Raw genomic sequence first — 20,117 nt, 5'->3', positions numbered from 1 at the left:
TCTTGCAATGGTTTTCATCTTCGATAACCGGTGCGGGTGAGCGCTGCCCGTTCCGCCGGTCACCGCTGCCCGCCACCGGTCGAAGCCCACGCATCCCCGAAAGAGGACCTCCATGTCGCTCGACGTCTCCCCCGCCCTCCTCGCCCAGGCCCAGCAGGGCCGCGTCGACGAGGCCGACTTCCTCGAGACCGTCCGCACCTCCCTCCCGTACGCCTACCAGGTCGTGTCCGGGCTCAGCACCGAACTCGCCACCGGCCAGGAGGAGTTCACCACCGACAACACCACGCCCAGCGACGAGCAGCGCGCCCAGCTGCTGCGCGCGCTCGCCAGCAACGCGATCCGGGGCAGCCTGGAGAGCCACTTCGGGGTGAAGCTCGCCTTCGTCAACTGCCACCGCGTCGGCGCCTTCCGTCCCGGCGCCGAGGACGGCGCGGCGTACCGCGAGTTCACCTCGCTGCACAACCAGATCCGCAACCAGAGCCCGGAGCTGCGCAGCTGCTGACAGCCCCCGGACGCGACCTGGACGCGGCCCGAGCACGGCCCGAGCAGAGCCCGGGCACGACCCGAGCCGGCCCGGGCGCGACCCGGATCGCGGCGGCTCCCACCCTGCCCACCGGGGTGGGAGCCGCCGCACGTGACACCCGTGTTGCGCCGTATTGCGGGCCGGTGACCGGATCGTGCGTCGATCTTGTCGGACGGCCCGGCGGCCGCTTACGTTCGGAACGCGCCATCTCGACCGGCCCTCACCCGGCCGCCCCTCACCCCTCGCGGAGCCCACCATGTCGCCGACCCCTCGCCCGCTGCGGAAACTCGGCTTCCTGACCATCGGGCTCTTCGACGAGGCGAACCCCCGCCGCGGCCACGAATCCACCCTCGACCTCATCACCCTCGGCGAGCGGCTCGGCTTCGACAGCGCCTGGCTGCGCCACCGCCACCTCCAGTACGGCATCTCCTCCCCGATCGCCGTGCTTGCCGCCGCCACCCAGCGCACCAGCCGCATCCAGCTCGGCACCGCCGTCACCCCGCTCGGCTGGGAGAACCCGCTGCGGCTCGCCGAGGACCTGGCCACCGTGGACGTCCTCTCCGGCGGCCGGCTCAACCCCGGCTTCAGCGTCGGCCCGCCCACCCATTACGAGCAGGTGCGCGGCGCGCTCTACCCGGACACCGGCGAGCAGGAGGACTTCAGCCCCCGGCGCGCCGAACGGCTGCTCGCCCTGGTCCGCGGCGAGGACGCCTCCGACTTCGCCGGCACCGAGGGCATCGAGGTGTACTCCCGCCGCGTCCAGCCGCACTCCCCCGGCCTGGCGTCCCGGCTCTGGTACGGCGCCGGCAGCCTGCGCTCGGCCCGCTGGGCCGGCGAGCAGGGACTCAACCTGCTCACCAGCAGCGTGGTGAAGCCGGAGAGCGAGGAGGGCCCGCTCGACTTCGCCGCCATCCAGGCCGCCCAGATCCGCGCCTTCCGCGAGCGCCACCCCGACGGCGAGCGCGCCCGGGTCTCCCACGGCCTGGTGGTCATCCCCACCGACAGCGCAACCCCCGAGCAGCGCGCCAAGTACCGGGCCTACGCCCTCGCCCGCACCCCGCGCACCCTCGCCCCGCAGGGCCCGGCCCGGCTGCTGTTCGCCCCCGACTTGGTCGGGACGACCGAGGAACTCGTCGAACGGCTGCACGCCCACGCCGGCTACCGCGAAGTGGACGAGGTCGCCTTCGCCCTGCCGTTCACCTTCGAACACGAGGACTACGTGCAGATCCTCACCGACCTGGCGACCCGGCTCGGGCCCGCCCTCGGCTGGCGTCCGCAGCCGACGCCCGCCGAGGGCTGACCCGCCCGACCGCTTCCCTGTCCCCAACAGGCGGACAGGCAGCGGGAGTCGGCCGCAACCACCGCGTCCGGCACGGCGTCCCAAGCCGGTACGGACGGACGGCCGCCCTGGCCGGACGCCGCCCCGGGGGGAGACCGCGATGGGGCCCTACCACGCCACACCCGTACCGCCGCCGCCCGCCCTGCACCCCTGCCCGAACTGCGGGCTCACCGACCAGGTCCGCGGCGTCCCGGCCGTGTACCACGCGGGGAGGACGCGGGTCACCACCCGACCCTCGCAGGGGAGCGGCGCCCACCGGACCCGCGAGGTCGTCTCCGACCTCGCCCGCGCCCTGGCACCCGTCCCGATCCGCGACCAGCCACCCGGCCGCACGGCGACGGTGCTGGGCGCCGCCGCCCTCGTGATCGCCTTCTTCACGTTCTTCGCCGGGAACTTCGCCCGGCAGTTCGACGACGACGCGCCCGCCTTCGCCGCACCGGTCCGGGACCACCACGCCTTCGAGATCCCCGTGGTGATCCCGGTGGTCGCCGCCATCGCCGGAACCGTCCTCCTCGTCGCCGCGGCCGCACTCCGCGCCTCCGCCGACCGCGAACTCGCCGGCCGGCCCCGGGCCGAACACCTCTGGGCCCAGGCCTGGTACTGCGCCCGCTGCGGCACCGTCCACTTCCCACCCACCACCGGCGTACCCACCGGCGTGCCGACGGCCGCCCTCAGCCTCCCGGAGTTCCGCCGCGTCGTCTGGACGGCCGGCGGCTACGGCCACCTCGCGGACCGGTACTGACTCAGAACTCGCTGGTGTCGAGGTCGAGTTCGAACGGCTCTGGCAGTCGCACCGGCACCCCGAACGGGTGCGGCCCCTCGACCCGGGTCCAGCCGAGCGCGCCGGGCTGGGAGAACAGCGTGCAGGCCCGCTCCTGCCGGTCCACCAGGAGGTAGAGCGGCGCACCGAACTGGGCGTAGCGCCGGCGCTTCACCGTCCGGTCGGTCTCGGCGCTGGAAGGCTCGGTCGCCTCGACCACCAGCAGCGTCCGGTCGGGCATCAACGCCCCTTCGTGCCAGGCCAGTTCGGTTGGCACGACGGCCAGGTCGGGCACGTAGCGGTCCGCCGTGCCCGGCAGGGCCAGATCGCCGGAGCCGGAAAACAGGCCGCTCGACCGCAGGACCGGGGCGAGCTGCCCGCGGAGCAGGTCGACGGTGCTCTGATGCGCCCAGGAGTGCGTCACCGGGACGGTGACCCCTTCGATGATCTCGGTCTCCACGGGGCGAAGCCTAGTCCGTCTCCAGCGATGTCCCACTCTGGCCAATTGAACAAGCGCTTGCTTAGAATCGGGCGCGTTCAGCCGTCGAGCCCGAGCGCCCCAGGAGACGTCATGGCCGGAGCCACCGGAGTCAACCGTCAGATCCGCCTTGCCAGTCGACCGGTCGGGGAGGTGCGTCCGGAGGACTGGGCGCACGGGGAGGAGGCGGTGCCGGAGCCGGGCGAGGGCGAGTTCCTCGGGCGGACGCGGTACGTGTCGCTGGATCCGGCGATGCGGGGATGGCTGGACGACCGGCCCTCGTACCTGCCGCCGGTGGGACTGGGCGAGGTGATGCGGGCCGGCTCGGTGGTGGAGGTCGTGGCGTCGAACCACCCGGGGTTCCGGGTCGGGGACCACGTGGTCGGGGCCTTCGGGGTGCAGGAGTACGCGGTCTCGGACGGGAAGGGCGCGCTCACGGTCGATCCCGCGCTCGCGCCGCTGTCGACGTACCTGGGCGCCCTCGGGATCCCCGGGATGACGGCGTACTTCGGACTGCTGGAGGTCGGGGCGCTCAAGGAGGGCGAGACCGTCGTCGTCTCCGGCGCCGCCGGGGCGGTCGGCAGCCTGGTCGGCCAGATCGCCAAGGCGAAGGGCTGCCGGGTGGTGGGCATCGCGGGCGGCCCGGAGAAGTGCGCGCTGCTCACCGGCGAGCTGGGCTTCGACGCCGCGATCGACTACCGCGCCGAGGACGTCCGCAAGGCCCTGCGCACCCACGCCCCGGACGGCATCGACGTCTACTTCGACAACGTCGGCGGCCCCGTCCTGGACGCCGCGCTGACCCGCCTGGCGATGCACGCCCGGGTGGTGGTCTGCGGCGCCATCAGCCAGTACAACAACGAGGGCGCCGTGCGGGGCCCGTCCAACTACCTGTCCCTGCTGGTGCGGCGGGCTCGGATGGAGGGCTTCGTGGTGTTCGACTACGCCCGCCGGTACCCGGAGGCGGCCGCCGAGCTCGCCGGCTGGATCGCGGGCGGCCGGATCAAGGTCAAGGAGCAGGTGGTGGAGGGCACCGTGGACGACTTCCCGGAGACCTTCGGGATGCTCTTCCGGGGCGAGAACACCGGCAAGCTGGTGCTGCGGCTCGTCTGACGCACGGACTCCCCGGGCGGCCGTCACCCCCCTACGGCCGCCCGGGGCCCCGGACACGGGAGCCGGGGTCCGGGCCCGGGCCCCGGGGTCGGACACGGCATCCGGGCCCGGTCGCGGGAGCCCGGGGTCAGAGCAGGCGCTTGATCTCGCCGCGCGCCCGGTAGAAGCCGCCCGAGGCGGACTCCCGCACCTCGGCGACCAGGTAGCGGGCCCCGGCGATCCGGATGTCCTTGGGGAACTGCACCCGCCACGACGGGTCGTAGCCCTGCGAGACCACCCGCATCCGCAGCCGGACGCCGTCCTGGACGCACTCGACCTCGACCTCGCCGCCGGTCCGGGCGGTGACCACCTCGACCGTCTCCGGCCCGGCGCCGGCCAGCACCGGCTCCCAGCCCGCGCCCTTGATCTCGGCGGTCTCCGGCAGCGTGCCGTCCTCGGCCGCCCGCACCGCCTGCTCGCCGGCGTCCAGGCAGGCCAGCGAGCCGTCGGTGGTCACCAGGTAGAGCCGCCCCGCCCGGTACTGCATGCTGTACGCCGAACCGCAGCCGGTGGCGAGCTTCCACAGCCGGGTGCCGTCGGCGGCGAAGCAGTACACCGAGGAGTGGTTGTCCCCAGCGAAGACGTACTCGCCGTCCGGGGAGGCCGCGCAGGAGAAGACGGCGGCGTCGCAGCGGTAGGTGGCCACCTCGGCGCCGTCCGACTTGCGCAGCCGGTGCACCCAGCCGCGGCCGGTGCCGGCGAACACCTCGTCGGCCTCCTGCCAACCGAACAGCACCTCGCCGTTGGTCGGGGTGTGCCACCGCTGGTCGCCGCTGCGGTTGTCGTAGCGGGCGACGCCGCGCGAGTGGCCGTGGTAGACGCCGTCGGCGTCGCAGCGCACCATCCAGCCGGCCCGGCCGTCGGCCTGTCGGCGCCACTGGAACTCGTCCTCGTGGTCCACCGTCGTGAGCCCGCCGCGCTCGTCGGCGACGCCGAGCACGCCGTCGTGGATGTCGAGCCAGAAGATGTCCACGTCCTGGGCGATCTCGTACGCCACCCGCGGGACCTTGCCGCCCAGGTCGTACACCTTGCCGTCGTCGCAGCCGGCGTAGATCCACCAGTCGTCGGCGACGATGCACTTGACGCCGTCCGGCAGGCCGTAGCGGGCCGTCACCTCGCCGTCGTGGGTGAGGGTGTAGACGTCGCCGCGCTCGTTGCCGACCCAGGCGTGCTCCTCGCCGACGAAGATCCCGAAGGCGGGCGAGCCGGAGCGGAAGCGCCACAGCAGCGGTGCCTGACGGGCGGTCGAGCGGCTGCTGACGATCTGCCGCCTGGTCACCGCCCGGCGCTGGCGCACGCCCCGGACGGCCGGGGCGTAGCCCTTGCGGACCTTCTCGCCGATCTTCTTGGCCGCCGACGCGGCCGCCTTCTCCGGGCTCGGGAACGTCGTCGACTTGCTCTGCCCGGGCTCGCCTATCCGCCCGTAGCGCACCGTCACCACCTGGCCGGCGAGCCGCACTTCGTAGAACTTGTGCGCGCTCCCCTCGTCCTCGGACAGTTCGAGGTACGTGACCTGCTCTTCCACGGCGACGGACACGACGGAGTCCCCTTTCGGGCAACGGAGATGGGGGTCGGTTCGGGACCGGCCCGCCGACACCTCCCAAGCTACGGCCTGGCACTGACAGTCGGCTCCGGCGGGCCCCGGCTCAGCGCGGCGCGGATCAGCGCAGCTCGGATCAGCGCGGCTCGGCTCGGCTCAGCGCAGTTCGGCTCAGCGCAGCTCGGCCAGGAGGGCGCGCAGCCGTTCGTCCTCCCGGATGATGTCGTACGCGAGGCCGGAGGTGACGATCCGGCCGTCGCGCTCGACGAGCTCGCCGACGTACGGGAGCAGGTCGGTGTCCCGGGCGGCGGCGCCCAGCGCGTGCAGCGCCTCGCAGCCGCCCGTGACGTCGGCGCCCGTCTCGACCGCGTGGAGCGCGGCCCGGGCGAGGCGGCCGAGGTCGACGGTGTCGGGGTCCGCGATGTCGAGCAGGGCGCGGGCAGCACCGGCGGCCTTCTCCGGGTCGTCGAGCAGCGCTTCCAGCCGGGGTATCAGGTCCCGGCCGGCCGCCCCGAGGGACGCGGCGGCGCGCAGCGCGCCGACCACCGTCCAACGGGCCCACAGTCGGCTCCCGGCGGTGCGGTCGAGGACGGACGCCAGGATCCGGACGGCCTCCTCGGCGTCACCGTCGATCTGCCAGACGGCGCGGGCCGTCGCGACGTCGGCGTCCAGCTGCGGGGCGGTCGGCTCCGGGTCCTCGCTGACCGCGGCGAGCAGGGCCGGGAGCAGTCCGGCGGCGGCCGGGCCCAGGTCGGCGGCCGCCCGGGCCGTCTCGGCCCGTTCGCGCGAGGCCGCCAGCCGTTCGGTGACGGCGGCGAGCAGGAGGTCGGGCTCGCCGGTGACGTCGTAGTGGGCGCGGGCCGCCTGGAGCTGTCCCGCCTCCGCCCGCAACGCCTCGGCGGCCCGCTCGCACGCCTCGGGCGGGCCGCCTGCGACGACGGCCGCGACCGCGGAGGCGGCGTACGGGAAGCGGGGCAGCACCACGCACAGCTCGGGCAGGCCGGCGACGGCCCGCGGACCCCACCGCCGCAGCAGGTGGACCAGGTCGGCGGTCTCGTTGGTACCGAGCCCCTCGACGGCCAGCCGGGCGCGCACGGCGGCGAGCAGCTCCGGATCGAAGGGGAAGGCCGGGGCCCGCGAGTCACCCGCGGCGTGGCGGGCCCGCGGGCGCCGCTCCAGGTCACGGGCCAGCAGCGGGGCGGCCTGCCGAGGGGCGATCCGGACCAGCGCCGCGAGGGCCTCGTCGGCCACCTTGTCGTCCGGCCTGTCGTTCGGCGCGTCCTCCGGCCCATCGTTCGGCGCGTCGTCCGGCCCGTCGTTCGGCCGGTCGGCGAGTCCGACGAGGACGGGCGCGGCCTCGGCGGCGAGCGGGCCGAGCTTGGCCAGCAGGCTCGCCGCGGTGTCCTGGGCGGCGAGCGGGGTGACGGCCGGGATCAGCCGGGACGGGGCGCCGCGCGAGACGTAGCAGGCGTGGTCGGCCGCCCACAGGGCCTCGGCCTGCACCTCGGGGCGCGGGTCGCGCAGGGCGGCCTCCAGCAGGTCGAGGGCTGCCTCGCGGTCGGTGTCGGTGTCGCGCTCCAGCAGGGTGTCGACGACCGTGTACAGCAGCTCCTCCTGGTCAAGGCTGTAGCGGTCGACGGTGAGCTCGCGGGCGGGCAGCAGGCCGAGCACGGCCGCGTGGTGGACGGCCCCCCAGCGCTCCTCGTTCCGCAGGCAGACCAGGACCGCGGCCAGCCGCAGCGGCACCGGGGTCTCCTCGCCGAGCAGCACCCGGGCCTCCCCGGCGGCCGTGCTCAGGTCCACCCGGCCGAGGGCGACGAGCAGTTCGGCGGCCACCTCCGGATCCTGCTCGGCCGTCCAGCGCTCCCCCAGGGCGGACGGCGCGGCCGCGCCGTCCCGGGTGTGGCCGACGGCCCAGGCGGCGGCCCGCCGGACGGTTTCGTCCGGGTCGGCCAACAGCGGTAGCAGGAGCGGAAGTTGGGCAACCATGGCGGCCCGGACGGCGCCCTCGGGGACCTGCCACTCGTCCTCGCTCTCGGCCAGCCCGCCCAGCAGGCACAGCACGTCCACCGTCCGGATCCCGGCGGCGGCGATCCGGGCCAGGTACGGCACGGCGTCCACGCTGGCCGAGTACACGGTGCCCTGGTGGAGGATGCTCCCGTACAGCTCGGAGACCGCCTCCTCGGCCGCCCCGTCGTCGCCCTCGGCGAGCGCGCGCAGCAGGTCGGGCAGGTCCTCGGCGCAGCCGTAGGCGTGCGAGACGGTGGCCCAGGGGTGGTCGTCGAGCCCGGCGAGGGCGGTGGTGAGGTCCATGGGCGCGATCCTGGCAGCCGGGACCGACAACGCCGCCAGGGGGAATACGGCAGTGACGGGGGGACGCCGCCGTCGGTGCGCCCCGGGTCCGGACGGCCGCGCGTCGGCCGGGGCCGGTCGCCCGTCGGCCGGGGCCGGTCGCCCGTCGGCCGGGCCCGAGCCACGACCGCCGGAACCCGAGCATCTGCGTCATTGTCAGTGCCCCGCGCTACGCTCCCGGCACCCTGAGGAAACACCGGGGCCCGCTCCCTCGAATTCGCCTACGGGGAGCGGGCCCCGGGCTTCAGGAGGGCAGCGATGCGGCGATGCGCGGCCGCCGTCCGACCGCTCCTGCCACCGTACGAGTCGTGCGGATCCGTCAGGTCCGGCGGGCGTGCGCGGCGAGGCGGTCCGCGAGGGCGGTGACGAGGCCTCGCAGCTCCTCGGGCCGTTCGATCACGAAGGGACGGTCGATCGCGGCGAGCACCGGAGGCAGCCAGTCGAGTCGCTCCGCCCGGAGCTCGACGCGCAGCCAGCGCTCAGAACTCCGGTCCGCGTCCGGCTCCGGCCGCGGTTCGGGCTCCGGCTCCGGCTCCGGCTCCGGCCGCGGTTCGGGTTCGGGTTCGGGTTCGGGTTCGGGTTCGGGTTCGGGTTCGGGTTCGGGTTCGGGTTCGACCAGGATCGCGACACTCTCCGGGAGGTGACGGCGGATCCACTCGGGCGTCGCGCGGATCCGCAGCGTCACCTCGTGCCGGTAGTCCGCCGTGGCCAGGCCCGACACGACGCGCTCGGCCGGGGCCGGTCCGGTCGGCGCTTCGAAGGAGCCGGGCAGGGCCCTCGCGTCCGTGACCCGGTCCAGCCGGAGGGTCCGGTCCTGGCCGATCCCCGCGTCCGCGCCGGTGACGTACCACCGGCCTGCGTGGGCGACGATCCCGTACGGATGCAGCGTGCGCTCGCTGGGCCGGCCGTGGCGGTCGGTGTACCGGACCGCGACCGGCCGTCGATGGCGCACCGCGTCGGCGAGGGTGAGCAGGACCCCGGTGTCCGGTGCGCCGGCCTCGCCGGGCCGGTCCGTGGTCCCGAGCGGCCGGTCCGTGAAGGAGAGCGACTCCAGGAGCGTGTCGAGCCGGCCGGCGAGGTGCCGGGGCAGCACCCGCCGGATCTTGGCCGCCGCGGTCTCCCCCGCGGTGCGTTCGGCCGTCGCCAGTCCGGCCCTGGGGCCGGTGAGCAGGCCGAGCAGCACCGCCAGGGCCTCGTCGTCCCCGAGCATGAGCGGGGGCAGGCGGTGTCCGGGCGAGAGCCGGTAGCCGCCGTACCGGCCGCGTACGGACTCCACGGGCACGTCGAGGTCGACCAGGTGGTCCACGTAGCGCCGCACGGTTCGGCCGTCCACACCGAGCCGGTCGGCGAGCTCGGCCACCGTGCGGGTGCCGCCCGACTGCAGCAGTTCGAGCAGGGTCAGCACGCGGCCGGTGGGTCGGGACATGACGAAAGTCTAGGACGAATAGGGGACCGATTCTGTCCACTATTCCTCCTAGTCTGCCGAATGCACGACCGGATGACCGCACGACCGCGGCCGCTCCCGTTTCCGTCTCCGCTCCCGTTTCCGTTTCCGTATCCGTTTCGCGTTCTGGCATGACCGAGGAGAACACCCCATGGACTTCGTTTCGATCCGCATCATCACCGGCGACGTCGCCCGACTGGTCGACTTCTACGAACGCGCCCTGGCGGTCCGGGCGCGGTGGGCCACCGAGGACTTCGCCGAACTCCGCACGGCGGGCGCGACCCTCGCGATCGCCGGGGTCCGCACCGTACCGCTGTTCGCCCCCGGCTCCGCCCGGCCGGCGGCCAATCAGAGCGTGATCACCGAGTTCCTCGTCGACGACGTGGACCGGGTCCACCGCAGCCTGTCCGAGTTCGTCACGGACTTCGTCAACGAGCCCACCACGATGCCCTGGGGCAACCGCTCGCTGCTGTTCCGCGACCCCGACGGCAACCTCGTCAACTTCTTCACCCCCGTCACCCCGGCGGCCGTCGCGAAGTTCGCCCGCTGACCGGACGCCCCGCGTACCGCCCGCCTCCACCGGGTGGGCGGCACCACGGCCGCGTCCGTGCCGTCGCGGCCGGCGCACGCCGACGGCAGGAGGGAGCCGGAGCCCGGCGGCCGGGTGCTGCCGGCCGGGACAGCGGTCAGAGCCAGCCACGCTCGTCGGCGACCCGCAGGGCCTCGCTGCGGTTGCGGGTGCCGGTCTTGGCGATGGCCGACGAGGAGTAGTTACGGACCGTCCCCTCGGACAGGTAGAGCTTGGCGGCGATCTCGGCCACCCCCGCGCCCGAACGGGAGGCGTTCAGCACGTCGCGCTCCCGGGCGGTGAGCGGGGAGGCGCCCGCCGCGAGGGTGGCGGCGGCCAGTTCCGGGTCCACCACCCGCTCCCCCGCCGCGACCCGGCGGATCGCGTCGGCCAGCACCTCCGCCGGGGCGTCCTTGACCACGAAGCCGAGCGCGCCCGCCTCCATGGCCCGGCGCAGGTAGCCGGCGCGGCCGAAGGTGGTGAGGATGACGACCCGGCACCACGGGACCTGCTGGGCCAGCACGGCGGCGGCCGCCAGGCCGTCCAGCCCGGGCATCTCGATGTCGAGCAGGGCCACGTCCGGCCGGTTCTCCCGCGCCGCCTCCGCGACCTGGTCGCCGCGGCCGACGGCGGCGACCACGGCGAAGTCGTCCTCCAGGTCGAGCAGGGTGCACAGCGCGGTGCGGACCAGCTCCTGGTCCTCGGCGAGCAGCAGGCGGATCGGGCGGATCGTCATGTCGTCCCTTCGTGGCCGGGGTCGGGCCGGCCGGGGTCCGACCCGGCGGCGTCCGGCCCGACGGTTTCGGGTCCGGCGGGGCCCGGGCCGCCCGGCGGGACGGTGACCAGCAGCCGCCACCCGCGCGGGTCGAGCGGGCCGGCCTCGACCGTACCGCCCACCGCGGCGACGCGTTCCCGCAGCCCGGTCAGGCCCTTGCCGTCGCCCGCACCGCCGTTGCCCCGGGCGTCGCCCGTACCGCCCGGTCCGCGCGCATCGCCCGTCCCGTCCGTACCGCCCGGTCCACCCGGTCCGCTCCGGGCGGCGGCGGCCCCGTCGTCGCGGATCTCCACCGAGGTGGCGGTGAGCAGCACCGAGCAGCGCTCGGCCCGGGCGTGCCGGACCACGTTGGTGATCCCCTCGCGCAGCACCCAGCCGAACAGCTCACGCTCCCCCGGCGCGACCGCGTCCGCCGCCGTCGGCAGGTCGGCCACCACCCCGGCGGCGCGCAGCAGTTCACGGCCGCGGGCGATCTCGCCGGCCAGCGTCACCTCGCGGTAGCCGCTGACGGCGGCGCGGACGTCGGACAGCGCCTGGCGGGACAGCGTCTCCACCGCCGCCATCTCCGCCACCGCCAGGTCCAGGTCCTTGCCCGCGAGCCGCTGGGCGAGGCGGGACTTGACGGTGATCGCGGTGAGCGAGTGCCCCAGCAGATCGTGCAGGTCCCGGGCGATCCGGTTGCGCTCGGCCTCCGAGGCGAGCCGCGCCACCTCGGCCCGGGCGGCGACCAGGGCGTCGTTGGTGGCGGCGATCCCGGCGAAGGCACCGCAGGTGAGCGAGGTGAACAGCAGGGCCAGGGCCTGGAATCCGCCCGGACCGGTGTGCCAGGGGCGCACCGCCCAGGGCACCACCAGCGCGGCCAGCGTGCCGGCCGCCACCACCCGGGCGGCGTGCTCGCGCCACTGGATCGCCACCGCGGAGACGACCACGGTGGCGAGGAAGAAGGCGTCCTCATGGGCGAACGGCAGCGCGGCCAGGAACAGTGCCGTCATCACCCCCAGCAGTAGCGCCATCCAGCGCCGCCGCCCCAGTCCGAGGGCGAGGGCCAGCAGCGCGTAGCAGAGGCAGAACGCGACGACCACGGCGTACCCGGCCACCGCGGCCGCCCCGGAGACGGTGCCGCCGACGGCGACGGCGGTGAGTGCGGGGAAGACCATCATCCCGCTGGCCAGCAGCGGGCGCCGCCAGCCGTGGCCCCAGTACTGGACGGGGCCCGGTGCGGCCCCCGGTCCGGGGGCCGCGGTCGTGCGGTCCGTTCCCGTGCGGTCCATGCCCGCGCGGTCCATGCCTGCGCGGTCGCGGTCTCCCGCGCGGTCTCCCGCGCGGTCGCGCTCGCGGTCGTCGCCCGCGCGGTCGAGGCCGGTCACCCTCGTTCCCCCCTCCTCAGAGCCTGGCGAACAGGCTACGCAGGTGCCGTCCGTTGACCACCGCGGCCACACCCAGCAGGGCGAGCCCGCAGACGCCCTGCTCGACCTTCATCCACACCGGGAAGGTCCCCGGCAGGGCGATGATCGTGGCGATGGCGACCAGCATGACGGCCGAGAGGATCCGCAGCCGCCGGAACGCGCCCCGGGAGCCGTTGGCGGCCCGGACGGTCAGCAGGAGGGTGAGGGCGGCGCTGGCCACGACGATGGTGCCGCGGACCAGCACCGGCGCGTTGACCATCGTGTGGTGGTCACGGAGGGCGACGGCGGCGGCCAGTGTGACGATGCTGAGGCCGAGATAGGCGAGCACGAGTCGCCGGACGGTGCGGAAGGCCCGACGGGTGTCGGGGTGCTGCAGGTCGGTGGAGTTCATGGCATCCATGCTGGTCGTGGACCTGTTCCCGGGGGCAGTGTGTTCGCACACCGGCGCACCGTGACAATTGTCAGCGGGCCGCCGCCGCCGAGCCGTTGACGACGGACTCTCGCAACCCGACCGTCGCAGCCCGACCGTCACCGGCCGAGCGTTCCGAGCCGACCGCTGTCGGCCGCCCCTGTCAGCGCCCGGCTGCCTCCGCCCGGTCCCCGTCCAGCAGGCGCACCATGTGCAGCTTCGCGACCGCCCGCCCGTCGACCAGGACGGCCCTCGGCTCGCGCCCCCACACCTCGAAGCCGCAGGCGGTGTAGAGCCGCAGGGCGGGCTCGTTGCCCTCCGAGACGGTCAGCAGCACCTGCCGCAGCCGCCCGTCCCGCTCCGCTGTGCGCAGCACCTCCCGCACCAGGGCGCGGCCGATCCCCCGCCCGGCGGCGCTGCGGGCCACCGCCATGCCGTACAGCGTGCCCTTGTGCCGCTCCTGACCGCGCTGCGGCACCTTCAGCCCGGCGGTGCCGACCAGCGTGCCGGCGCCGTCGAAGGCGCCGATCAGCGCGCCCGGCCCGGCCTCGGCCCCGGCCAGCCGGTGCAGCGTCTCCGACAGCGGCCTGCCGGCCTCCTCGGCGTAGCTGGAGGTGAAGGCGCTCGGCGTCCCGCGCAGCGCCGCCAGCCGGAAGGCCCGGTACGGTTCGGCGTCCGCGACGCCCAGCCGACGCAGCACCACGGGCCGCGCCGCGGCAAGCCGACCGTGTTCAGCCGAGACGGACACGGGTGCACCTCGTCACGTACGGCAGGGCGATCTCCTCGCGGCCGGCCAGGTCCGGGTGGGTGGCCAGCAACTGCTCGACGTCGGCCAGCAGGCGCTCCCGCTGGTCCTCCGGCAGCGCGATCACATAGCTGCGCGAGGCGACCATGTCGACGATCCCGGCCCGGGTGGTGACGTGCTCCCAGCCGATCTCCAGCCGCTCGGGCGCACCGAACGGCGCCGGGAGGACCGGCCTGGTGTCGATCCGCGGCGGCGCCGCGCGGTGCATCAGCACGCCCAGGGCGGCCGCCCAGGGTTCGGACTCGTCCCGGACGTTCCACACCAGCGCGAGCGTGCCGCCGGGGGTGAGCACCCGGGCGATCTCCGGCACCGCGACCGCCGGGTCGAACCAGTGCCAGGCCTGCGCCACCACCACGGCGTCGACGCTGCCGTCCGGCAGCGGGATGTGCTCGGCCGAGCCCGCCCGGACGGCCGCCTTCGGCACCGTCGCGGCCAGCCGCGCCCGCATCCCCTCGTCGGGCTCGACCGCCACCACGTCCAGGCCCGCGTCGACCAGTAGACCGGTCAACTTGCCCGTCCCGGCGCCCAGATCGAGCACCCGTCGGGCCTCCCGGGGCACCGCCGAGCCGATCAGCGCCCGCGGATAGCCCGGCCGGCCGTGCTGGTACGCGTCCACCGCCACCCCGAACGACCGCGCCCGCAGCCGTCCGGCCCACCGCCTGGTCGCACCCTGCCGCGTCATCCCGCAGGCCCGCCCGATCTCCTCCCAGGTCGCCTCCCGCCCGCGCCGCAGCTCCTCCACCAGCTCCGTCCGCCGCTCCTCCAGCGCCTCGATCACCCCCGACAGCCGCCGCAGCCCTTCCACCCCGCCGCCACCGGCCACATCCTCCGCCACCCGCCGACCAAGATCGCCCGTCTCCATGGCCCGGCACTGTACGGACCCGAGCCGGAGGCCGTCAACCATCATTGCCCTGCAGCGCAACATCTGTTGCCTCCGACCGTGCCACCGGCCCCGGCCGTGGCGATGCGGCCGGGGCCCGTCAGCGGCCCGCCGTCACAGCGGCCGGAGCGCGAGCACGAACTGGGGCAGCGCCAGCAGGAGCAGGACGGTGCCCGCCTCGATCCAGCGGTACTTCGCGCGGATGATCGCACTGGTGCCGGCCAGCGCCGAGAGCAGCGGGCCCGCCGGATCCTGCCCGGCCCGCTCGAAGGCCCGACGCAGCCGGTCCGGGCCCGCACCCGGGGCGATGTGCTCGAAGTACCCCGGACCGGCCGCGGCCCCCCGCCGCCCCTTGCGATGACGGGGAACCAGCGCGGCGGCGAAACAGCCCACCGCCAGCAGGGCGCCGGCCACCGCACTCCACCGCAGGAGCGGAACCGTCCACGCCAGGGCGCCGGAACCGGCGCCGCCGTCCAAGGGGACGAAGGTGGCGAGCACCGCGCCGGTGAAGGCCAGGAAGACGGCGGCCTTGGTGTCGGCCCGGACGAGCTCCGCGCTGTTGGCCGCCATCAGGCGCTCCATCGCCGACACGGAGGACGGGGTGGTCGCCGCTATCGGCGCGACGGATCGGCGGGACCGTCGAACGGCCGGCCGCCGAGGGCTTCCGGCGACGGAACGCCTGCGGGGCGAACGGCGCACCGGCTCGCGGCGCACGCCTGCCCGGGTCATCGCGGCACGCCGTTCGGGACACCGTTCGGGACGCCGCCCGCCCAACCGTTGACGTGGGTGTGGAGCTTGGTGAAGCCCGGACCCGGCGGCTGGGAAGGCGGCCCGGGGACCTGCCGCCCGAGGGCGACCAGACGGTCCCGCAGAATCCTGGACAGCTCCTCCTGCTCCTGTTCCGTCAGCCTGCCCAGCATGAGGGCCATCTTGTCCTGCCAGGTGCTCTCTCCCCGGAGCAGGTCGGAGTGGTTGACCACCCAGTCCAGGACGTCGCGCACCTCGTCCGGCTTCCTGGCGAGCCAGAGGGCAGCGAGGGCGACCGGGCCGTCCTGCACATAGCGCCGACAGAACTCGTACTCCTCCTTGCTCTTGACCGTCCAGTCGAAGGGCACGTCCATCGCGTCCGGCTCCCCCAGGCGCAGTTCGTTGCCGTGCTCGCGCGCGGAGACATCGGTGACTCGGTAACCGAGCCCGTAGTGGGGCAGCACGTACGGCGCCGCCAGGTACTGGACCAGCTCCTCGGGGCCCAGCCTGGTGCCCGCGGCCGCGAACTGCTCCCTGAGCTGGTACAAGCGCCCGTCGAGGTCCTTGCGCACCGGCAGCCATCCCAGGCTGGTCCGGGTCTGCACGGCCCGTGCGGCATCGTGGACCCACCAGAGGACGTGAACCTCCAGCGAGGCCGTGCCGAAGGACGTGGGAAGGCGAACATCCCGAGTGCCCGGACGCTCGTTCAGGTCGACCAGGTACGCCTGGTCGAATCCGCGCAGCCCGAGCCGAGCGGCTACCCCGCCCCCCGGGTTCGGACGGCCCTTCCCCAGCTGGTGGTACACCCCGTGGCGATCCCCCAGGACCAGCGCACGGTCGCGCCGCCCGGACCAGCGGTGCCGAAGGATCTCCCGCCAAGGAGCGCGGGTGGCCTGGGTGTAGACGGGCGGGTCGGTGTCGAGGGTCATCGGGGGCCTCCGAAGGCAGGAGCGGAGCGGTAGGGCTGCGGCTCGCCGCGCCGCCAGGCCTCCAGGGCACGGTGGGCGATGTCGCGGCCCGCCAGGTCGGGGTAGCGGCTCTCTTCGATCTCGAGCAGCAGCCTCAGCTCACCGGGACGCATCTCCTGCACGAGCATGATCAGCAGGATTTCCAGGGCTGATCGGAGCGATTCGTCCGCGACCGCCAGCCGTGACCAACCGATGATTCCGCGACACGTCCGCCCGAAATAGCGCTTGTCGTCAAGGCCCCGCCGAATCATGGTGATCACGGAGTCTGCGAACTCGGTCCCGGCATTCAGCTGTTGCCCGAACCAGGACCGGTCCCAGATGAACAGCATGCAGAAGGTGTCGAGCGCGAAATCAGAGTTGTCCCCGGGCCCGTCCGCCCACTCCACGACCTGACGGAAGACGGCCGGCTGGCTTCCTGCCAGGAACAGCCCACGAAGGGCCTCTTTAACGGCCTGAGCGACGTGCCGCTCATCCCCGTCCCGCCCCTTATAGCACGTCTCTATCAGCGAGGTCGCGAGCTCCGGCCTGGATGCCCCGAAGTCCCTGCCGCAGGCGTCAACAACAGTTGACCGGAGCCTCCAGCCACCGCTGATGCTCCAGCTGGAGAGTCGATACTTGACTTCGCCGGCGAGCAACGGGTCTTGCGCCGCGACACTCAGCGCGTAGGCAGCAGTCCTGCGGCTCAGCGTGTGATCGGACTTCGCCAGCTCATGAATCTGCCTGAGTGCTCGGCGACCGCCGCCCCAGCCGGCGGCCAGTCCCACCACACGGCCCATGGGTTCGGCCAGTTCGCGCTCGGAGCCCGGAACGTTCTGCATCCACTCGGTCAGCAGTTTCGACACATCCCCGTACTGCCGCCACACATGTCGCAGCACAGTCTCCGCCTGCCGGTGCCGTCTGAATCGAACCGGCTCCACCGTATAGGTGAACTCCGAGGCCTCCCGGACCTCGCTGGGCAGCCGCTCGGCCCTGATGGTCGCCAGCAGTTCATCCAGCGAGCGCCGGAGGACAAACCTCGGATTCGGCCGAGGCCCCACACCGTCCCCGTCCGCACCCGGCCGCAGCACCGCATCGAGGCGGCCGTCGGCCAGTTCCAGCAACCGGTCGGTCTCGTCCCGGACGATCCGGTGGTCGAACCCCTCCAGGACACTCGTCACCAGCAGGAACGCCAGCGCGTCCGGGTCCTCACGAAGCTCCTCCAAAAGACCCGGAACCTCCTTCTCCGCAAGGAAGCTGAGTCGGTCGCCAAGGTCGGCCGGGTCGAGGCCCTCGCACCCGGTCCGGCTCACCTCGGCGACGAGTTCCGCGACCTGGGCAGGCACCAGCTCGGGCTTCAGTAGTTCGTCCAGGTCAGCTTCCAACCGACCCAGCAGCTCCCGACGCCGTCGCGCGTTCGGCACCAAGGCCGCAAGACGCGTATCGAAGACGGCACGCGACGACGGGGCCGCATAGCGCACCGGGGTGATGTCCAGTTCACGAGCGAGGCGTCGCAGCGCGTCTGGATCGTGCGGAAGCAGCACCGCCATGCAGGCGTCGGCCGCGTCCAACCGGTCACGCAGCTTGGCGATCGCAGTCGGGCCGAGCCGGACCGTGGTCGACAGGCCGTGCACCAAGTACCCGCGTGCACCGCTTTGCGTGGGCCGCCACGACGACAGGTCCGAGTCGCTGTCGAGAGCACGCAGGGCCATGCTGTTCCCGCTGGCCTTGAACAGCAGATTGAGGGCCGTGGTCCGGCGTCCGGTGCCGGGCTCTCCGGTGAGGAAGAGCAATCGGGTACGGAGCTGTTCCAACGCTCCGGGAAAACAGTCCGGCTCGGCGAACCCGGTCTGGGCGTCCAGGATCTCCGGTGCGGAGATGGGTCCGTCCTGCGCCTCCACCCACTCACCGCCCGCGGCCGTCCCAGCGGCTCCGTTCTCGATGCGCTGGCCCCCATGCACCGAACCGGTGTTGATGTTGCCGTTCGGTGCGTAGATGACGTACCGCCGGCCCCCGGAGGCGACCTCAAGCTCCTCGAACTCGTCGAGGTCGAGGTCGTCAGCTCCGACCGGAGCCCCGGCCGGGTACTCGTCGGGGCTCACCGGCGCTGCTCGTGCTTGTCGCCGTGGACGGTATCCTTGTTGCCCCGGACGTAGTCGCCGCCGAAGCCTCCGTACGAGTCGCCTCCCGCGTTGGTGACGCTCTGGCCGCCGTACACCGTGCCGCTGTTCAGGTTGCTGCCGTCGCCCCGCTGCGTCACGACCGTCCTGGGCGCCCGGCGCCCCTCCGCCGGCCGGTCCGTCTTCCGGCCGTCCTGCCCGTCCCGTCCCTCCTGCTCCTGCACCACGGCGTCGCCGAGGATCCTGCGGTCGTACAGGTTCCCGGACGGCGAGGGCACGTAGAGCCATGCCTGCTGGTCGAAGCGCTTGCCCTCGACGGTCGCCGGCACCTCGATGAAGTGGTCGGGGTGGCGCCCGGTGTAGCCGCTCGCCACCGCGTCCTGGTAGCACCGGTCGGACAGGATGGCGGCGACGTGGGTGATGCTCTCGTTGGAGGCGGCGAGCATGGCCTTCACCGGGCGGGAGTCGAGCAGCCGGTGGGTGTCGTTGCGCGGGGTGCCGTTGCCGTCGAACTCGCCGCCGGTGTCCGGCAGCGGGCCGATGTTGAGGCTGACCCGCAGCCGGATGCGCACCGTCCCGACCGAGTGCACGTTGAACTCGGTGAGCACCTCCTGGAGGGTGTTCAGCCAGGGGTGGACGAGGAAGGGCATCCAGGCCGGGTCGAAGCCGAACACGTATCCGTCGCCGGTCGAGTTGGGGAACCTCCGGTCCTGCCAGACGTCGCCCAGCCCGGCCCGCTCGAAGGACCACTGGAGTACCTGCGGCACCGACCTGCTGATCACACCGTGCTCGATCGCCGGGTGTCCGGTGAAGTCCTTGGCGTCCACGGCGACGATGCCCCGGTACGGCGGGAGGTGCCGGCTGCGGCTGTACGGCAGCGCGCTGGCCTCGGGCATGGGCTGGTCGAACTCCGTCATTCTCTGCTCCTTGTGGTTCCCGTGCTGACCTTGCGCCACCAAGCTTCGCGAGGTCGCGCGGCGCGGTGTGCTCACTCGGTGCGGAAAACGAGTGACGGAGGTCACATCGACGGAAGGGTGAGGTGACGGCTCGTCAGTCGCGCAGGGATGCGGCCACCCGGCGGAGGGCGGGGAGGTCGTGGAGCGCGATGGACTTCCGGCCGGCCTCGACGCGGTGGGCGGCCAGGGACACCAGGGCCGCGGTGACGGTGTTGCGGGAGACGCCGAGGTGCTGGGCCAGTTCGTCCCGGGTCAGGGCGAGTTCGATGCGGCGACCGGCCGTCGGCACCGGCCCTGCGGACAGGTCGGCCAGGGCGACCAGGGCGGCCGCCAGCCGGGGTACGACGTCGCCGCCGGTCCGGGCCAGGTCGGACTCCCGCAGCCGGCTCATGGCGTAGCGGACCAGCACGGGAAACAGCTCGTGCTCGGCGACGAAGCGCAGGAAGGCCGTCTTGGTGACGACCGCGACCGTGCAGTCCGAGATCGCCTGGACGCTGGCCGAGCGGACGCCGTCGTCCAGGACGGCCACTTCCCCGAGGAGTTCGCCGGGGCCGCGGAACGCCAGCAGCCGGACGTCCCCGTCGCGTTCCCGCCGGCTCACCTTGGCCACTCCGGCCAGCAGCGCGAGGACGTGGGTGCCCGGTTCGCCCTGGCGCAGCAGGGTGGTGCCGATCGGGTGCCGGCGCTCGAACGCGTCCGCCAGCATGCCCGTCCAAACGGCGTCGCCCATGAGGTGGCGCAGGGTCCGGCCGAGCGGACCCGGTGCTCGGCTGTCGTGATCGTCCATGCGACGACCTTAGGAGACGTCGCTCGCCGCGGGCCCGGGAATCGGGGCGTCGCGGTGCGGCTCGCCAGGCCGGGCCGCGGATCCCCTTCCGGGTGATTGCCACCCGACCGGTTGACCCGGTTCGCCGTTCTTAGC

At 73.8% G+C, this 20,117-nt stretch carries 19 protein-coding genes; 5 read left to right on the top strand and 14 right to left on the bottom strand.

Going from position 1 to position 20,117, the window contains the following annotated elements:
• Positions 1–112: 112 nt before the first annotated feature.
• From ACFVUY_RS22115 to ACFVUY_RS22105, 3 genes are all read left to right on the top strand, one after another.
• A complete protein-coding gene (locus ACFVUY_RS22115; RefSeq protein WP_387732305.1) occupies positions 113–502 on the top strand; it encodes an SCO5389 family protein in 390 nt (129 codons plus the stop codon).
• Positions 503–779: 277 nt separating this feature from the next.
• Positions 780–1,823 (top strand): LLM class flavin-dependent oxidoreductase, encoded by a 1,044-nt coding sequence (locus ACFVUY_RS22110; RefSeq protein ID WP_387732303.1) that lies wholly within the window; start codon positions 780–782, stop codon positions 1,821–1,823.
• A gap of 139 nt (positions 1,824–1,962) precedes the next feature.
• A complete protein-coding gene (locus tag ACFVUY_RS22105; protein WP_387732301.1) occupies positions 1,963–2,604 on the top strand; it encodes a hypothetical protein in 642 nt (213 codons plus the stop codon).
• Position 2,605: 1 nt separating this feature from the next.
• Here the strand turns inward: ACFVUY_RS22105 and ACFVUY_RS22100 are convergent, their stop codons facing one another.
• Positions 2,606–3,082 carry a Uma2 family endonuclease gene (locus tag ACFVUY_RS22100; RefSeq protein ID WP_387732299.1) on the bottom strand — a complete coding sequence of 159 codons (477 nt, stop codon included), beginning with the start codon at positions 3,080–3,082 and terminating at the stop codon, positions 2,606–2,608.
• A 111-nt stretch (positions 3,083–3,193) separates the two neighbouring features.
• Between ACFVUY_RS22100 and ACFVUY_RS22095 the strand changes: the two genes are divergently transcribed.
• Positions 3,194–4,210 (top strand): NADP-dependent oxidoreductase, encoded by a 1,017-nt coding sequence (locus tag ACFVUY_RS22095; protein ID WP_387732297.1) that lies wholly within the window; start codon positions 3,194–3,196, stop codon positions 4,208–4,210.
• A gap of 127 nt (positions 4,211–4,337) precedes the next feature.
• On the opposite strand, the gene ACFVUY_RS22090 is transcribed toward ACFVUY_RS22095, so the two are convergent.
• The 3 genes from ACFVUY_RS22090 to ACFVUY_RS22080 all read right to left on the bottom strand — a co-directional run bounded on the left by ACFVUY_RS22090 (position 4,338) and on the right by ACFVUY_RS22080 (position 9,567).
• Complete coding sequence (locus ACFVUY_RS22090; protein WP_387694593.1) at positions 4,338–5,774, bottom strand: WGR domain-containing protein; 1,437 nt, start codon at positions 5,772–5,774, stop codon at positions 4,338–4,340.
• Between the two features lie 186 nt (positions 5,775–5,960).
• On the bottom strand, positions 5,961–8,102 hold the full coding sequence (locus ACFVUY_RS22085) for a HEAT repeat domain-containing protein (protein WP_387732294.1): 2,142 nt from the start codon (positions 8,100–8,102) through the stop codon (positions 5,961–5,963).
• Between the two features lie 358 nt (positions 8,103–8,460).
• Complete coding sequence (locus tag ACFVUY_RS22080) at positions 8,461–9,567, bottom strand: helix-turn-helix transcriptional regulator (protein WP_387732291.1); 1,107 nt, start codon at positions 9,565–9,567, stop codon at positions 8,461–8,463.
• A 169-nt stretch (positions 9,568–9,736) separates the two neighbouring features.
• On the opposite strand from ACFVUY_RS22080, the gene ACFVUY_RS22075 reads away from it, so the two are divergent.
• Positions 9,737–10,135, top strand: a complete 399-nt coding sequence (locus ACFVUY_RS22075) for a VOC family protein (RefSeq protein ID WP_387732288.1) — start codon at positions 9,737–9,739, stop codon at positions 10,133–10,135.
• Positions 10,136–10,271: 136 nt separating this feature from the next.
• Here ACFVUY_RS22075 and ACFVUY_RS22070 read toward each other — a convergent pair whose 3' ends face one another.
• The 10 genes from ACFVUY_RS22070 to ACFVUY_RS22025 all read right to left on the bottom strand — a co-directional run bounded on the left by ACFVUY_RS22070 (position 10,272) and on the right by ACFVUY_RS22025 (position 19,982).
• The gene (locus ACFVUY_RS22070) at positions 10,272–10,889 is read right to left on the bottom strand and encodes a response regulator (protein ID WP_387732286.1); all 618 of its coding nucleotides are present in this window, start codon (positions 10,887–10,889) and stop codon (positions 10,272–10,274) included.
• Positions 10,886–12,295 (bottom strand): sensor histidine kinase, encoded by a 1,410-nt coding sequence (locus ACFVUY_RS22065; protein ID WP_387732283.1) that lies wholly within the window; start codon positions 12,293–12,295, stop codon positions 10,886–10,888. The genes ACFVUY_RS22070 and ACFVUY_RS22065 overlap by 4 nt, the downstream gene beginning before the upstream one ends.
• 16 nt (positions 12,296–12,311) lie before the next feature.
• Entirely contained in the window at positions 12,312–12,725 is a 414-nt protein-coding gene (locus ACFVUY_RS22060; RefSeq protein ID WP_387732281.1) for a hypothetical protein, read from the bottom strand.
• A gap of 181 nt (positions 12,726–12,906) precedes the next feature.
• Complete coding sequence (locus tag ACFVUY_RS22055; RefSeq protein WP_387732279.1) at positions 12,907–13,491, bottom strand: GNAT family N-acetyltransferase; 585 nt, start codon at positions 13,489–13,491, stop codon at positions 12,907–12,909.
• A complete protein-coding gene (locus ACFVUY_RS22050) occupies positions 13,475–14,410 on the bottom strand; it encodes a class I SAM-dependent methyltransferase (RefSeq protein WP_387732277.1) in 936 nt (311 codons plus the stop codon). The genes ACFVUY_RS22055 and ACFVUY_RS22050 overlap by 17 nt, the downstream gene beginning before the upstream one ends.
• A 132-nt stretch (positions 14,411–14,542) precedes the next feature.
• On the bottom strand, positions 14,543–14,998 hold the full coding sequence (locus tag ACFVUY_RS22045; protein ID WP_387732274.1) for a Pycsar system effector family protein: 456 nt from the start codon (positions 14,996–14,998) through the stop codon (positions 14,543–14,545).
• A gap of 155 nt (positions 14,999–15,153) precedes the next feature.
• Complete coding sequence (locus ACFVUY_RS22040) at positions 15,154–16,104, bottom strand: hypothetical protein (RefSeq protein WP_387732271.1); 951 nt, start codon at positions 16,102–16,104, stop codon at positions 15,154–15,156.
• Positions 16,101–18,221: a hypothetical protein gene (locus tag ACFVUY_RS22035; protein ID WP_387732268.1), complete on the bottom strand. Its 2,121-nt coding sequence runs from the start codon at positions 18,219–18,221 to the stop codon at positions 16,101–16,103. The genes ACFVUY_RS22040 and ACFVUY_RS22035 overlap by 4 nt, the downstream gene beginning before the upstream one ends.
• Positions 18,218–19,156, bottom strand: a complete 939-nt coding sequence (locus ACFVUY_RS22030) for a hypothetical protein (protein ID WP_387732265.1) — start codon at positions 19,154–19,156, stop codon at positions 18,218–18,220. Before ACFVUY_RS22030 ends, ACFVUY_RS22035 begins: the two co-directional genes overlap by 4 nt.
• A 133-nt stretch (positions 19,157–19,289) precedes the next feature.
• On the bottom strand, positions 19,290–19,982 hold the full coding sequence (locus ACFVUY_RS22025; protein WP_387732262.1) for a Crp/Fnr family transcriptional regulator: 693 nt from the start codon (positions 19,980–19,982) through the stop codon (positions 19,290–19,292).
• Positions 19,983–20,117 lie beyond the last annotated feature (135 nt).

The organism is Kitasatospora sp. NPDC058063 (genome assembly GCF_042885395.1).
In the GTDB taxonomy this organism is placed as follows: domain Bacteria; phylum Actinomycetota; class Actinomycetes; order Streptomycetales; family Streptomycetaceae; genus Kitasatospora; species Kitasatospora lactacystinica.
This window is presented reverse-complemented; position numbering and strand designations above follow the sequence as displayed.

Coding starts and splice junctions, on each gene's coding strand:
- ACFVUY_RS22095 (WP_387732297.1), top strand. CDS start 3,194: ATGGCCGGAGCCACCGGAGTCAACCGTCAGATCCGCCTTGCCAGTCGA.
- ACFVUY_RS22025 (WP_387732262.1), bottom strand. CDS start 19,982: ATGGACGATCACGACAGCCGAGCACCGGGTCCGCTCGGCCGGACCCTG.
- ACFVUY_RS22040 (WP_387732271.1), bottom strand. CDS start 16,104: ATGACCCTCGACACCGACCCGCCCGTCTACACCCAGGCCACCCGCGCT.
- ACFVUY_RS22080 (WP_387732291.1), bottom strand. CDS start 9,567: ATGTCCCGACCCACCGGCCGCGTGCTGACCCTGCTCGAACTGCTGCAG.
- ACFVUY_RS22045 (WP_387732274.1), bottom strand. CDS start 14,998: ATGGCGGCCAACAGCGCGGAGCTCGTCCGGGCCGACACCAAGGCCGCC.
- ACFVUY_RS22085 (WP_387732294.1), bottom strand. CDS start 8,102: ATGGACCTCACCACCGCCCTCGCCGGGCTCGACGACCACCCCTGGGCC.
- ACFVUY_RS22115 (WP_387732305.1), top strand. CDS start 113: ATGTCGCTCGACGTCTCCCCCGCCCTCCTCGCCCAGGCCCAGCAGGGC.
- ACFVUY_RS22050 (WP_387732277.1), bottom strand. CDS start 14,410: ATGGAGACGGGCGATCTTGGTCGGCGGGTGGCGGAGGATGTGGCCGGT.
- ACFVUY_RS22075 (WP_387732288.1), top strand. CDS start 9,737: ATGGACTTCGTTTCGATCCGCATCATCACCGGCGACGTCGCCCGACTG.
- ACFVUY_RS22060 (WP_387732281.1), bottom strand. CDS start 12,725: ATGAACTCCACCGACCTGCAGCACCCCGACACCCGTCGGGCCTTCCGC.
- ACFVUY_RS22070 (WP_387732286.1), bottom strand. CDS start 10,889: ATGACGATCCGCCCGATCCGCCTGCTGCTCGCCGAGGACCAGGAGCTG.
- ACFVUY_RS22030 (WP_387732265.1), bottom strand. CDS start 19,156: ATGACGGAGTTCGACCAGCCCATGCCCGAGGCCAGCGCGCTGCCGTAC.
- ACFVUY_RS22105 (WP_387732301.1), top strand. CDS start 1,963: ATGGGGCCCTACCACGCCACACCCGTACCGCCGCCGCCCGCCCTGCAC.
- ACFVUY_RS22110 (WP_387732303.1), top strand. CDS start 780: ATGTCGCCGACCCCTCGCCCGCTGCGGAAACTCGGCTTCCTGACCATC.